Annotated in this window: 17 protein-coding genes and 1 tRNA gene; 14 read left to right on the top strand and 4 right to left on the bottom strand. The window is 34.9% G+C overall.

Annotation, left to right across the window (positions count from 1 at the left end; translation table 11 throughout):
* Positions 1–10 precede the first annotated feature (10 nt).
* Entirely contained in the window at positions 11–1,177 is a 1,167-nt protein-coding gene (locus M2326_RS07090) for a hypothetical protein (protein ID WP_264618861.1), read from the top strand.
* Positions 1,178–1,320: 143 nt separating this feature from the next.
* Here M2326_RS07090 and M2326_RS07085 read toward each other — a convergent pair whose 3' ends face one another.
* Both M2326_RS07085 and M2326_RS07080 read right to left on the bottom strand, forming a co-directional pair.
* Positions 1,321–2,076 carry a UDP-2,3-diacylglucosamine diphosphatase gene (locus tag M2326_RS07085; protein ID WP_264618860.1) on the bottom strand — a complete coding sequence of 252 codons (756 nt, stop codon included), beginning with the start codon at positions 2,074–2,076 and terminating at the stop codon, positions 1,321–1,323.
* Between the two features lie 24 nt (positions 2,077–2,100).
* Positions 2,101–2,553, bottom strand: a complete 453-nt coding sequence (locus M2326_RS07080) for a 6-pyruvoyl trahydropterin synthase family protein (RefSeq protein ID WP_264618859.1) — start codon at positions 2,551–2,553, stop codon at positions 2,101–2,103.
* 313 nt (positions 2,554–2,866) lie between these two features.
* On the opposite strand from M2326_RS07080, the gene M2326_RS07075 reads away from it, so the two are divergent.
* The gene (locus M2326_RS07075; protein WP_264618858.1) at positions 2,867–3,631 is read left to right on the top strand and encodes an amidohydrolase; all 765 of its coding nucleotides are present in this window, start codon (positions 2,867–2,869) and stop codon (positions 3,629–3,631) included.
* 54 nt (positions 3,632–3,685) lie between these two features.
* Here M2326_RS07075 and M2326_RS07070 read toward each other — a convergent pair whose 3' ends face one another.
* Positions 3,686–5,341, bottom strand: coding sequence for an Ig-like domain-containing domain (locus M2326_RS07070; RefSeq protein WP_264618857.1), 1,656 nt, complete (start codon positions 5,339–5,341; stop codon positions 3,686–3,688).
* 164 nt (positions 5,342–5,505) lie between these two features.
* Between M2326_RS07070 and mce the strand changes: the two genes are divergently transcribed.
* The 3 genes from mce to M2326_RS07055 all read left to right on the top strand — a co-directional run bounded on the left by mce (position 5,506) and on the right by M2326_RS07055 (position 6,698).
* Complete coding sequence (gene mce / locus M2326_RS07065; protein ID WP_264618856.1) at positions 5,506–5,907, top strand: methylmalonyl-CoA epimerase; 402 nt, start codon at positions 5,506–5,508, stop codon at positions 5,905–5,907.
* Positions 5,908–6,050: 143 nt separating this feature from the next.
* Positions 6,051–6,124: transfer RNA gene (locus M2326_RS07060), tRNA-Ile, on the top strand.
* A 418-nt stretch (positions 6,125–6,542) separates the two neighbouring features.
* Complete coding sequence (locus M2326_RS07055; RefSeq protein WP_264618855.1) at positions 6,543–6,698, top strand: hypothetical protein; 156 nt, start codon at positions 6,543–6,545, stop codon at positions 6,696–6,698.
* A 36-nt stretch (positions 6,699–6,734) separates the two neighbouring features.
* Here the strand turns inward: M2326_RS07055 and M2326_RS07050 are convergent, their stop codons facing one another.
* Positions 6,735–7,322, bottom strand: a complete 588-nt coding sequence (locus M2326_RS07050) for a riboflavin synthase (RefSeq protein ID WP_264618854.1) — start codon at positions 7,320–7,322, stop codon at positions 6,735–6,737.
* A 58-nt stretch (positions 7,323–7,380) separates the two neighbouring features.
* Here M2326_RS07050 and pdxA point away from each other — a divergent pair, with 58 nt between their 5' ends.
* From pdxA to M2326_RS07005, 9 genes are all read left to right on the top strand, one after another.
* Entirely contained in the window at positions 7,381–8,424 is a 1,044-nt protein-coding gene (pdxA, locus tag M2326_RS07045) for a 4-hydroxythreonine-4-phosphate dehydrogenase PdxA (protein ID WP_264618853.1), read from the top strand.
* A 101-nt stretch (positions 8,425–8,525) separates the two neighbouring features.
* Complete coding sequence (locus tag M2326_RS07040) at positions 8,526–9,074, top strand: YceD family protein (RefSeq protein ID WP_264618852.1); 549 nt, start codon at positions 8,526–8,528, stop codon at positions 9,072–9,074.
* A 9-nt stretch (positions 9,075–9,083) separates the two neighbouring features.
* Positions 9,084–9,281, top strand: coding sequence for a 50S ribosomal protein L32 (gene rpmF, locus M2326_RS07035; RefSeq protein WP_073242095.1), 198 nt, complete (start codon positions 9,084–9,086; stop codon positions 9,279–9,281).
* A 177-nt stretch (positions 9,282–9,458) separates the two neighbouring features.
* Positions 9,459–10,457, top strand: coding sequence for a beta-ketoacyl-ACP synthase III (locus tag M2326_RS07030; RefSeq protein ID WP_264618851.1), 999 nt, complete (start codon positions 9,459–9,461; stop codon positions 10,455–10,457).
* Between the two features lie 24 nt (positions 10,458–10,481).
* Positions 10,482–10,961, top strand: coding sequence for an acetyl-CoA carboxylase biotin carboxyl carrier protein (gene accB, locus M2326_RS07025; RefSeq protein WP_264618850.1), 480 nt, complete (start codon positions 10,482–10,484; stop codon positions 10,959–10,961).
* A 91-nt stretch (positions 10,962–11,052) separates the two neighbouring features.
* Complete coding sequence (gene accC / locus M2326_RS07020) at positions 11,053–12,399, top strand: acetyl-CoA carboxylase biotin carboxylase subunit (RefSeq protein WP_264618849.1); 1,347 nt, start codon at positions 11,053–11,055, stop codon at positions 12,397–12,399.
* Between the two features lie 257 nt (positions 12,400–12,656).
* The gene (locus M2326_RS07015; RefSeq protein ID WP_264618848.1) at positions 12,657–12,983 is read left to right on the top strand and encodes a hypothetical protein; all 327 of its coding nucleotides are present in this window, start codon (positions 12,657–12,659) and stop codon (positions 12,981–12,983) included.
* A gap of 33 nt (positions 12,984–13,016) precedes the next feature.
* Positions 13,017–13,331 (top strand): hypothetical protein, encoded by a 315-nt coding sequence (locus M2326_RS07010; RefSeq protein ID WP_264618847.1) that lies wholly within the window; start codon positions 13,017–13,019, stop codon positions 13,329–13,331.
* A 41-nt stretch (positions 13,332–13,372) separates the two neighbouring features.
* On the top strand, positions 13,373–13,678 hold the full coding sequence (locus M2326_RS07005) for a hypothetical protein (protein WP_264618846.1): 306 nt from the start codon (positions 13,373–13,375) through the stop codon (positions 13,676–13,678).
* Positions 13,679–13,776: the final 98 nt, after the last annotated feature.

Here is a 13,776-nt window from a genome sequence, read left to right as displayed (position 1 = left end):
CAAAACTCATATGAAAAATTTAAAATACATATTTCTTTCCTTTGCTATAGTATTCCTATCGTGTGAAAGTGAACTAGACAAAACATACGATGAACTAGGGAACATCCCCAGCCCAATAAAAACCGATTTAAAATATACCTTGGCCGAAGAGGACTACGCTAGCATTGACGCAACCTCCAAAACAGACGACTACGAGATTTTCAACGGAATCCCATCTGAAGAGGATGCTATTCAAAAACTCCCAGCAGTTATATTATCCAAATTAGTTCGTGTAGAAGGTGCTATAGCTGTAATTACATATAACTTGTATCGACCAAATACATTGACAAGTACGACTACTTATGCACTTACTCCAGAAGACTACATTAGTCAAGGAGGAAACATTGGTAAATACGGAAACTTCTCTAACGAAAATGATGTTGCAGAGTTCTTAAATTTCAAATACCCAACTGCTGTACCAGGAATGGCTGTAAAGTTAACGTACAAAATTCGTTTGGGAGCTACTACACAAACAGTGACCAAAAGCTTCTTATTCAACACAGATTTAACTTGGGAAGGAATATTTACGTTAGAGCTTACGGATTATAATGCCCTAGAACAGTCTTTCACTAATTTTGCAGATAAAGATTTAGCAGAAAAAAGAATTGCTATTTATTTGAAATCAACCTACAAGCCATTTGCAGAAATCGGTGATGTTCAATCTGTACTGTTTACTTATACTTATTTTGACAGCAGCAGTGCTAGAAAATTTGAAGATGTACTATTAAAATATAAATATGATGGTACTAACTGGGTTGTTATTCCATCATTGAGTACTCAAACGTCTAATTTTAAATATAAAAAAGGAGTTTGGGTATCTAATAATGTGATCAAGTATCCATTCAAAACTATCGATTATACCGATGCAGTTACTGGATTAAGCTCGGATACGGATTTAACCGATGAAGTAGCTAACTTATCTCGTTATGGAAACTTCAGCAGAACCGGAGGAACCTCAGGATGGGAAGAGCCAGAACTATTGAAAGCATTCAATGTTGTTTTGAAGAAAAACTACCCGGATGCAGAAGAAGGTCAAGAATTTTTAGTAACGGTAGCCGTGTATAACGGAACAAATACGACTGAAGGCTTTACAGTAATACTAGATAAATCTGGATCCTACATTTACCTCGTACAATAACCAAAAAAAGAGGCTTTTCCCTAAAGGATCAGCCTCTTTCTAAAACTATTTTGAATAGGCTGTCTCGCTGAGACAGCCTATTTTTTTATCTCCAAAGCAAAGAGGTACTCCTTACAAGACAACCCCAGTATAGCGTAGCGAATCTACTTATATTCTTTTAGTTCGAAAGATTCTCCGTCAAAAACACCATAGGTAAAATAAGAAATCCAATCCCCAAGGTTTACATATTCGGAGTTTTCACCGATCGATTTAATCATTGGTAAATGACGATGTCCAAAAATAAAGTAATTGTAGTGCTTGGTTTCTAATTTTCGTTTGGCATACAAGATGAGCCATTCTTTGTCTTCGCCTAGAAATTTAACATCCGAATCTCCCGAAATCATTTTATTTTTCACCGATAGATACTGTGCTAAACCTACGCCAATATCTGGATGTAGCCATCCAAATAGCCATTTGGAAAACGGATGAACAAACACTTTTTTCATACGTTTGTACCCTATGTCTCCTGGACCTTTACCATCACCATGACCAATAAGAAATGTTTTCCCTCCAAAAGTAAACTCTTTATTATCATGATAAACAGGAATATTTAATTCGGTTTCAAAATATTTACGCATCCATAAATCATGGTTACCCACAAAAAAATAGATAGGAATACCACTGTCACGTATCTCGGCCAATTTGCCCAAAACACGCACAAAACCTTTGGGAACAACAGTTTTGTATTCAAACCAAAAGTCAAACAAATCACCTAATAGAAAAATTGCTTCGGCATCTAGTTTGACTTCGTCCAACCAAGCAACAAATTTCTTTTCGCGTGGTAGACTCAGCTCAGCTGTTGGTGCTCCAAAATGTTGATCGGAAGCAAAATATATTTTTTTTGTATTGGCTAATAGCATAAAATAGCTTTCAGAGATTGAAAATTATAGATTATCACTTGCAAACCACTCTGCAAAAGAAGATTCTGTTTCTTGTAATTTTAAAGAAAACAACGTAATCCCTTCTGGTAAACGGCTAATAATTCTTTTAGAAAAATCAATCACCATGTTTTCACTGGTCGGTTGATAATCTACCAAAATCACATGGTGCCCACGAGTTTGCAATTCTCTTGCTAGCTCAATGTGTGGTGTAGTTTCATTAAAAACAGTTGCATGATCAAACTGGTCTACGATTTCTTCTTTAACGATCTTCTTCAAGTCAGAGAAATCAATCACCATTCCAAATTTCACGTTGGAGCGGTCTTTAATCGGACGCCCCATCACCGTTACCGACAATTTATAACTATGACCGTGTACGTTTTTACATTTACCATCGTAACCATAAAGGGCGTGTCCGGTTTCAAAATTGAATTGTTTGGTGATTCTAATGTTGCTCATTTTGTTTGTATTTTAATGCAAATTTAGTGAATTGAAATGAGAATTGACAACATAGAAAATGGAACATAGTAATCCCTTTTGACTATAATCGAAAATAGCAAAAATATTAGCAGCCAGAACAACAAAAATTCAAAAACAAATTCATAAAAACAAGAATTCTCTCTAGCCCCGATAGAAATGAAAATCCTCTAGTATTGCGACAGCAAAAACTAGAGATTGCAATGTATAGCGGGACGAGGCAACTTGGAATCCCTAATCATTATGCTCCTAATTTTTATACTCAGAATCCTTATCTTTATCAAAAATAAAGGTGATGAAAATAGCTTTGATACAATCGGCATTGGTTTGGGAGCAGCCAGAAGCCAACAGGAATCAGTTTGACGAGAAAATTAGCAATTTACCCTTGGACATAGAATTGATTGTTTTACCCGAAATGTTTAGCTCTGGCTTCACTATGAACCCAAAAAATGTAGCCGAAACGATGACTGGCGACACGGTACAGTGGATGCAAAAGACAGCCAAATTCCACAATAGTGCACTTACAGGAAGTCTGGTAATTACTGAAAACGGCAATTTTTACAACCGACTGGTATTTGTATTTCCGTCTGGTGAAATTCAGTTTTACGACAAACGTCATTTGTTTACTCTTGCTGGTGAGGAAAAAATCTATACGGCCGGAAAACAAAAACTGACAGTCAACTATTTGGGTTGGAAAATCTGTCTCCTAGTTTGTTATGATTTGCGTTTTCCTGTTTTTTCTCGAAATGTAGAAAATTATGACTTATTAATTTACGTTGCCAATTGGCCCGAAACAAGGATTTTGGCATGGGATAGCTTACTACGTGCACGTGCAATCGAAAACTTAAGTTATACCATTGGCGTGAATAGAATTGGCGAAGACGGAAATAAGTTGCCCTACAACGGACACTCGCAATTGATCACTCCCCTGGGACAATACTTAGTTGAACCACAAGAAACGGAAGCTGTTTTCATTGTAGAGATAGACTTAGAACTGGTTCAAAATACCCGAAAAAAATTCAACTTCCTGAACGATGCAGATACTTTTGAAATCTACTAACGAAAGACTACGTAGTCCTTGCAAAAATTCATTTTGATCTAACCTATTACCGGCTTAATTCTTTTTATTGGCTTTCTTTTTTGGTTCTGGTACATACGGCAAACTTACATCAAAGGTCTGCTCGACATCCCAATTGACACGAACATCAATTTCTTTTGAGAAATAAATCACCTCTTCTGAATACCTTTTTGCTAGATAGTCACCTGAGTCATATCGTTTATTTTTATTATCGTCATAAATAACACGAAGCGTATATATGGCAGGATCAATTAAATTAAAATTAACAACAGAATCTTCTGTACTATATTCAGACGCTTTTACTTCGCCAGCTTGATTGGTGAGCTCGATAATTATGGGGTATCTTTTTACATTTTGTAATTTTATTTTCAAATTCCCTACTTGATCTAGAGGCTTTGTTTCAAACTTATACACAAGCGTATCACTTTTATTATCAAAAAAATCTACTAATGCACCAGGCAAAAGCGTAAGATTGTACTTCTCCTCTGGGAATTTCTTGAAATCTATATAGAGTTTCTGGTTGAAAACATCTTGTTCGGTTTCAAAAACTACGGGTTCTTTGGCGGCGTTTAGAAATGTAATTTTAGATTTATCCACACTGACTAACGGCGTAGCTGTCTCAAGCGCAAACCGATCTCTAAAACTTATAGCTCCACTTTGCACAGCAGAAACTGTCAAAGAATCTTTGGTTTTTTGGTCTTTAACTTTAAAACTATAATCTTGAAGGTACTTGTCTTTTGAAATCGAAACTACTAAACTGTCGTTCTTCAAAGGCTTGTACCAAATCAACAAGGAATCCTTTTTTGCCATTTGAGTTACGATAGTTGGCACCACAACGTTTCCTTTTTTGAGGACAATATTGGGTTTTGACAATTTAAAATCTTGCTTACCATCGTACCCTAAATACAATTTATTTGAAGAAGCTTGCGTAGGCTTGAAGGCCTTGAATGGAATTGCCTCTTTAAACAATTCAACTTCAAACAGTGTGTCATTCGGAATGGTAATCGGTTGTTTTATAAATCCAATTTTATCATCTTTCGAGTTGAATTTATTATTTTTATTTTTGTCTTTTAATGCTACTAACAAGTACTTACCCGCTTTAAGATTTTCGAGTTGAAAAGTCTTCAAACTATCCAAAGTATTAGTAACATACCTTGGCATTTCTTTATACACTATTGAATCAGTGAAATTTTCATTCATTTCATACAACATCACCGATACAAACGAATCTGATTCTTTATCGTATGCATCTTTAATAGTTCCTCCTAGTGACAGTGAATCTATATATCGACCTGTTGAAAACACATATTTAAACTGATTTAAAGGATTCCCTTCGTTATTATCGGTAATACTTTGTCCGAAATTCAAACTATAGGTTGTATTGGGCTGTAATGTATCATTTATTTTTATCCTTAAATATTTACTTGCATTGGTAGGCGTGATCAACGGCTCATGTTTCATAGGTGGTGAAATCACAAGTTGCTTGTTCATGTCTTTTAATTTTATGTATTCATCAAAAGTCAGGATAATTTCTTTGTCGTGAAAGTTAGTCGTGAAATTTTTCGGAGAACTAGCTTTTAAAATTGGTGCTAGCGTATCTTTTAGACCACCTGTGATGTTTCCTCTTTTAGCACAACCTAAAAGAGATAGAATAAGAACCAAACAAAAAGCAATACTATTTTTTTCGAACATGAGTTAGCAAAATTAAAGAGTACAAAATAACAATTATATTTACGGGTATAGAAATTTTTAATAAACTATTATAGTTCTTTGTTTTAAAATTAATTTCGAATATCAAAACAATACTGAATAGTTTAAATTTGCCGAACGCAGACATCAAAAAATAAGTACTCCCAATGAAAAAAATTGAACACATAGGAATCGCAGTCGAAAACATGGAAACCTCTAGCCTTCTCTTTGAAAAATTACTAGGAGTAGCTGCATATCAATCTGAGGAAATCGCTAGCGAAGGCGTGCATACGTTATTTTTTAAAAACGGTCCTACTAAAATAGAACTCCTCGCGGCTACAAACCCAGAAAGCCCAATTGCAAAATTCCTGACCAAAAAAGGAGAAGGCATTCACCATATTGCTTTTGAGGTAATGAATATCGAACAAGAAATGATTCGATTGAAACAAGAAGGCTTTATTTTTATAGATGAAATCCCGAGAATTGGTGCAGACAATAAACGTATCGTCTTTTTACACCCCAAAAATACGAACGGCATCTTAATAGAATTGTGCCAAGAGATAAAATAATTCACTTTTTAATTTTACATTATCATTCTAATAATCAATGGATTTCACTCCACTGACACTACTAATCAACTAAAAGTACTAAAACAAATTAAAAAACATTTGGCACAAACGAAAAATAGTAGTAATATTGCAGACTCTTAACCGGTCCTATAGCTCAGCTGGTTAGAGCACCTGACTCATAATCAGGTGGTCCCTGGTTCGAGCCCAGGTGGGACCACTTATTAAGAACTTAAAACCTTGTAAATTAACTTTTGCAAGGTTTTTTTAATTTAAAGAATTTACATACTTTTATATTGAATCTAAAATAATATAAAGCCGTTACTTCAAATAATTTTTTTTTCAGCATTACCAACAAAAAAATATGTTATTTCACTCATTGACAAACCAAAAACAGTTGGCAAAATTAATTTTCGAACACACTTACCAAACTAATATTACCGATAAAAAACATATATATCAGATAAAAGTCAATAATTACCATTATGTTTTCATAAAACATTAGTACTTTGGCTTAAAATTTGTACCTGAATCAGAACTAAATTTAAAATACCCCAAAGCATTTTTGAAATTTTATGAAAAAAAAATTACATAAATACAACTACCTACTCATTATCTGCATAGCAGGCACACTAAGTATGCATGCGATGTCGGGACCACCATCACCGAGAAGACCACCACCACCACCAGGACTACCCATTGACGATGGAATACTTTTTTTAGGTATAGCAGCACTTACCTACGGTACACATACAATATACAATTACACAAAAAAGAGAAAATCGTTGGGATAACCCAACGATTTTCCCTTTTTACAAAAGGATAGAATTCTACTTATTAGCATAAAGCCTAGAAACATATTTACCAATTACATCAAATTCTAGGTTGATTTTTGTACCCACTTTAAAATCTTGAAAATTAGTATGTTCATAAGTATAAGGAATAATTGCAACACTGAATTGATTACTCTTGGAATTAACCACTGTTAAACTTACACCGTTTACAGTAATTGATCCTTTCTCGATCGTAATATTGCTTAATGCTTGATCGTACTCAAAAGTATACCCCCAGCTTCCATTTGTTTCTTTAACCTCTACGCAAGTCCCTATTTGATCTACATGCCCCTGAACAATATGCCCATCCAAACGATCACCCAATTTCATGGCACGCTCTAGATTTACTTGATTCCCAACTTGCCAATCACCTAGATTGGTTTTTTGTATTGTTTCTGCAATAGCAGTCACTGTGTAGGCTTTTCCTTCAATTTTAACCACAGTCAAACAAACACCATTGTGAGCTACACTTTGATCGATTTTCAATTCATTAGTGATTTCAGACTCCACTGTTACATGAATATTGTCTTGCTCTTTTACTATTTCTCGGATTGTACCAAGGGTTTCTATTATACCTGTAAACATTTCTTATTTTATTTTACTAAATTTGCACTTCAAAATTAGCAATAAATAACTTGTGGTCATGATGAAAAAAGCAGAAAATATTATCGTTGGAATTTCAATTGGAGATTTGAACGGTATTGGAAGCGAAGTGGTACTAAAAACATTTGAAGATTCTCGAATGTTGGAGCTATGTACGCCTGTTATTTTTGCCAATGTTAAAATAATGTCGTTCATCAAGAAAAATTTGGACTCGGCAATTTCATTACATGGAATTGACAAACTAGATCAAATCGTTTTTGGAAAAATCAACGTGCTCAATGTATGGAAGGAAGGCGTTGACCTGAACCTTGGTACAAATGATGATAAGGTTGGCGATTACGCTATCAAATCTTTCGTCGCAGCTACCCAAGCACTAAAAGAGGACTTAATTGACGTTCTAGTTACAGCTCCTATAAACAAATACAACATTCAGTCTGAAACTTTTAAATTCCCAGGCCATACAGATTATCTAGACCAAGAACTAGAAGGAGATGCACTGATGATGATGGTACAGGACGACTTACGAGTGGGCTTACTTACAGATCACCTACCCTTAAACCAGGTATCTGCTGCCTTGACCGAAACATTAATAAAGAAAAAAATAGAAACAGTAAGAAAATCTTTAATTCAAGATTTCAGTATTACCAAACCTAAGATTGCTGTTTTAGGATTAAATCCACACTGCGGTGATGGTGGCGTAATTGGGAAAGAAGATGACACCATATTAAAACCAACGATTGCAAAAATATTTAGCAAAGGAACACTTGTTTTTGGTCCTTTTGCTGCAGACGGTTTCTTTGGAAGCGGTCAATATGAAAAATATGATGCGGTTATAGCGACTTATCACGACCAGGGATTGATTCCTTTTAAGACTCTTTCTTTCGGCAAGGGGGTAAATTACACTGCAGGACTAAATAAAATACGGACTTCGCCTGATCATGGCACCGCTTATGACATTGCAGGTAAAGGAAAAGCTGACTTTAATTCGTTTAAAGAAGCCGTTTACTTGGCTATAGACGTCTATAGATCAAGAATTCAGTATGCTGAAATCAGTGAGAATCCACTAAAAGTAAGAGAAAAATAGTTATAAATAAAAAAAGATAAATAACTTTATTAGGTTCATAATAATTTTATATCTTTGCACTCCCATTCCGAAATGCCGGAATGAGGCAAAAAATTGTTGAAATGAGTAGTACAAAAGAATATTTAATTCCGTTTGTAGGATTAAAGAACGGTAAACATCATTTTGAGTATCAATTAAATAATGCGTTCTTTGAGATCTTTGATTATGACGAATATCAAAAATCTGACATCAAAGTAAATGTTGTCCTAGAAAAACAAAGTAGCATGCTTGAACTGAATTTTGAACATAATGGAACCGTAAACGTACCTTGTGACCTAACTGGCGAAGATTTTGATTTACCTGTAAAGGGAAATATGAAATTGATTGTTCGCTTTGGAGAGGAATTCAACAACGACAATGAAGAATTACTAATCGTACCTTACGGTGAATTCGAAATCAACGTTGCACAATACATCTATGAAACGATTGTATTATCGGTACCTCAAAGACGAGTTCATCCAGGAGTAAAAGACGGAAGCTTACAATCTGAAGCTCTTGAAAAACTGAATGAATTAAAAGTTAGAGAAGAGAAAGAAATTAAAGAAGAAAACGAAGACGAAAATATTGACCCGCGTTGGGAAAAATTAAAGAAACTATTAACGGATAAATAATATAGTAAAATGGCACATCCTAAGAGAAAAATCTCGAAAACAAGAAGAGACAAAAGAAGAACACATTACAAAGCTACAGTAGCTCAAATCGCTACTTGCCCTATTACAGGTGAAGCACATTTATACCACAGAGCTTACTGGCATGAAGGTAAAATGTATTACAGAGGGCAAGTTGTTATTGACAAGTCAGAAGCTACTTTTGCTTAATGCATTCTTTTATAGATGATATTACGAACTCTCACTTGTGAGAGTTTTTTTTGTTGTTTATAATTTAAATTAAATAACAAGCTCCAAAATCGTGAGTTTGAAATATTTTTTTGTACTTTTCAAGCCTTTTAAACGTTTTTTCAGATGGCAACATTTGAAAAAAAATAGTCAGACAAAATGAATAAAATGACCGCCGCAATTACCGCAGTTGGAGCTTATGTTCCAGACTTTGTACTTACTAACAAAGTTTTAGAAACTATGGTTGACACCAATGACGAGTGGATTACCTCTCGCACTGGTATTAAAGAAAGAAGAATTTTACAGGATACTGATAAAGGAACTTCTTACTTAGCAATAAAAGCAGCACAAGATCTAATTGCCAAAGGCAATATTAATCCACTGGAAATTGACATGGTTATTATGGCTACTGCAACTCCAGATATGCCTGTTGCTGCAACAGGAGCTTATGTCGCAACCGAGATTGGCGCTATTAACGCATTCGCATATGACTTACAAGCAGCATGTTCTAGCTTTTTGTATGGAATGTCAACTGCATCTGCCTATATAGAATCAGGGAGATATAAAAAAGTACTCTTAATCGGTGCCGATAAAATGTCCTCTATTGTTGATTACACAGATAGAACAACTTGTATCATCTTTGGTGATGGTGCTGGCGCAGTATTATTCGAACCAAATTATGAAGGTTTAGGCTTTCAAGACGAATACTTAAGAAGTGACGGTGTAGGTCGTCATTTTTTAAAAATTCCAGCAGGAGGATCTTTAGTCCCAACCACTATGCAAACAGTGAAGGACAACAGACACAACATTATGCAAGACGGAAAAACAGTATTTAAATATGCTGTTACCAATATGGCAGATGCAAGTGAACAAATCCTGAAAAGAAATAACCTTACTAATGACGATGTAGACTGGTTGATTCCGCATCAAGCAAACAAAAGAATCATTGACGCTACAGCAAGTCGAATGAATCTTGAACCATCAAAAGTACTGATGAATATCGAAAGATACGGAAATACAACATCAGCAACTTTACCACTTGTAATCAGTGATTTTGAACATTTGTTTAAAAAAGGAGATACAATTGTTTTCGCAGCCTTCGGTGGAGGATTCACTTGGGGGTCTGTTTATTTAAAATGGGCATACGACAAAAAATAAATTTAAACTAAAAATAGACCAATTATGGATTTAAAAGAAATTCAGAACCTAATCAAATTTGTTTCAAATACAGGTGTAGCAGAAGTTAAGTTGGAAATGGATGATATAAAAATCACTATCAGAACGACACTTGAAGGTAGCACAACAGAAACAACTTATGTACAACAAGCTCCACAAGCTCCAGTACAACAGGTAATTGCTCCAGTAGCTGCACCAGTTGCCGCTGCGCCAGTTGCTCCTGCTCCAGTAGTAGAAGAATCTAAATACATCACTGTTAAATCTCCAATCATTGGAACTTTCTATAGAAAACCATCTCCAGACAAACCTATGTTTGTAGAAGTTGGAACTACTATCGCTCTAGGAGATGTACTTTGTGTAATTGAAGCAATGAAATTATTCAACGAAATCGAATCTGAAGTAACAGGTAAAATTGTAAAAATATTGGTAGATGATATGTCTCCAGTAGAATTTGACCAACCTTTATTCTTAGTAGACCCATCATAAAAAGTTAGAAGTTAGAAGTTAGAAGTTAGAAGTTTTTCTTTCTTCATAATTGTCTAATTGACACAATGTCTAATTATCTAATTAAAAAAATATGTTTAAAAAAATACTGATTGCAAATAGAGGAGAAATTGCACTTCGTGTAATTAGAACTTGTAAAGAAATGGGCATCAAAACTGTAGCTGTTTACTCTACTGCCGATGCAGAAAGTTTACATGTACGTTTTGCTGATGAAGCGGTTTGCATAGGACCACCTCCAAGCAACTTGTCTTATTTGAAAATGTCAAATATTATTGCTGCTGCTGAAATCACTAATGCAGACGCAATTCACCCTGGTTACGGATTTTTATCTGAAAATTCTAAGTTTTCCAAAATCTGTCAAGAACATGGAATAAAATTTATTGGAGCTGCTCCAGAAATGATTGACCGCATGGGAGATAAAGCTTCGGCAAAATCTACTATGATTGAAGCTGGTGTTCCTTGCGTACCTGGCTCTGTTGGAATACTAGAATCTTACGAACAAGCACTTCAACTCTCAAGAGAGTTTGGCTTTCCTGTAATGCTAAAAGCTACCGCTGGTGGTGGAGGTAAAGGAATGCGTGCTGTCTGGAAAGAAGATGAATTATTGAAAGCTTGGGAAGGTGCTCGTCAAGAATCCGCTGCTGCTTTTGGTAATGACGGAATGTATCTTGAAAAATTAATCGAAGAACCTCGTCATATCGAAATTCAGGTAGTTGGAGATTCATTTGGTAAAGCATGTCATCTTTCTGAAAGAGACTGTTCTGTACAAAGACGTCACCAAAAATTAACGGAAGAGACTCCATCTCCATTCATGACTGACGAATTACGTCTAGCAATGGGAGCTGCTGCTGTAAAAGCTGCTGAATATATAAAATACGAAGGTGCTGGAACAGTAGAATTTTTGGTTGATAAACACCGCAATTTCTATTTCATGGAAATGAACACTCGTATTCAAGTAGAACACCCTATTACGGAACAAGTTATTGATTATGATTTAATTCGTGAGCAAATATTAGTTGCTGCTGGTGTGCCAATTACTGGTAAAAATTATTTACCTAAATTACACGCTATTGAATGTCGTATCAATGCTGAAGACCCTTATAATGATTTTAGACCATCACCAGGAAAAATCACTACTTTACACATGCCAGGTGGTCACGGTGTGCGTTTAGACACACACGTATACTCAGGATACACAATTCCACCAAACTATGACTCAATGATTGCAAAGTTGATTACTACGGCACAAACTCGTGACGAAGCAATTAGTAAAATGAGAAGAGCATTAGATGAATTTGTTATCGAAGGTATCAAAACTACAATTCCTTTCCATAGACAATTGATGGACGATCCACGTTACATTGCAGGAGACTACACAACTGCCTTCATGGATACTTTTAAAATGATTCCAAGAGACTAATCACTTCATTAGTCTTTCAAAATAATAAAGCTACACAATTTGTGTAGCTTTTTTTTTGTCCCAAACTTTTCTAAAACGAGTAAAAACTACACACTTTTATTATTCAGTACCCACTATTACCCAACAAACAACGAAACAACAAAAACAATAAACACCTATATAACAAGTACTTAAGAACCATTGACCTTATCATAAGTTTGCGGCACAATAATTTCATTATCTAAAACGTAAAACAACACTATCTAAAATATAACAACATGAAAAAATTAATATTATCAGCCGCAATCATACTAGGATCTTTAACATCAATACATGCTCAAGATCAAACTACACCTACTGAGGAAACCACTGTTGAGGCAACAACTATAACTACAGAGACAGCATCAAGCACAACGGGGTTCAGAGAAATCAAAATCCAAGAAGTTCCGGCGGCAGTAATAAATGCTTTAGCCAAATCTTATCCTGATGCTTTAATGACAAGAGCATTTGTAAACGAAAAAAATGAATACCAAATAGATATAAAATCAGGGGACAAAGAAGCTTCATTATTTGCTAATGAATCAGGAAAATGGATCCAAAACTAATAAACAATCAATTTCAATTTAAACATATATATTATGAAAAAGTTAATCTTATCAGCAGCAATCATCTTAGGATCTTTAACCACAATGAACGCACAAGGCCCAGGCTCAACTACAACTGAAGAAACTTCAACAAAAACAGAAACAGTATCACCTTCAACAGGATTTATAGAAATAAAAACAGAAGAGGTTCCTACAGCAGTAACCGAAGCTTTAAAAAAAGCATATCCTGATGCAGTACTTGCAAAGGTCTATGTAAATGAAAAAAAAGAATATAGATTAGACGTTAAAGTAGGAGATAAAGAAGGTTCTTTATTTGCTGACGAAAATGGAAAATGGATTCAAAACTAATAAAACACTCAATCTCAATCTCAATTTAAAATATACATATTATGAAAAAGTTAATCTTATCAGCAGCAATCATCTTAGGTTCTTTAACAACAATGTCGGCTCAAGACCAAAGCACAACTCCTACACAAGAAACTACGGAAACAGCATCCTCTTCAACAGGATTTACAGAAATAAATACAGCAGAGGTTCCTGCAGCAGTAACCGATGCATTAAAAAAAGCATATCCTGATGCTATGCTTACAAAAGCATATGTAAACGAAAAGAAAGAATATCAACTTGACGTTAAAGTTGGAGATAAAGAAGGTTCTTTATTTGCTGACGAAAATGGAAAATGGATTCAAAAATAATATAACACTCAATCTCAATTTAAAATATACATATTATGAAAAAGTTAATCTTATCAGCAGCAATTATCTTAGGGTCTTTAACAACAATGTCAGCTCAA

Origin of the sequence: Flavobacterium psychraerolatum (genome assembly GCF_025960985.1) — a bacterium.
Lineage (GTDB): Bacteria > Bacteroidota > Bacteroidia > Flavobacteriales > Flavobacteriaceae > Flavobacterium.
This window is presented reverse-complemented; position numbering and strand designations above follow the sequence as displayed.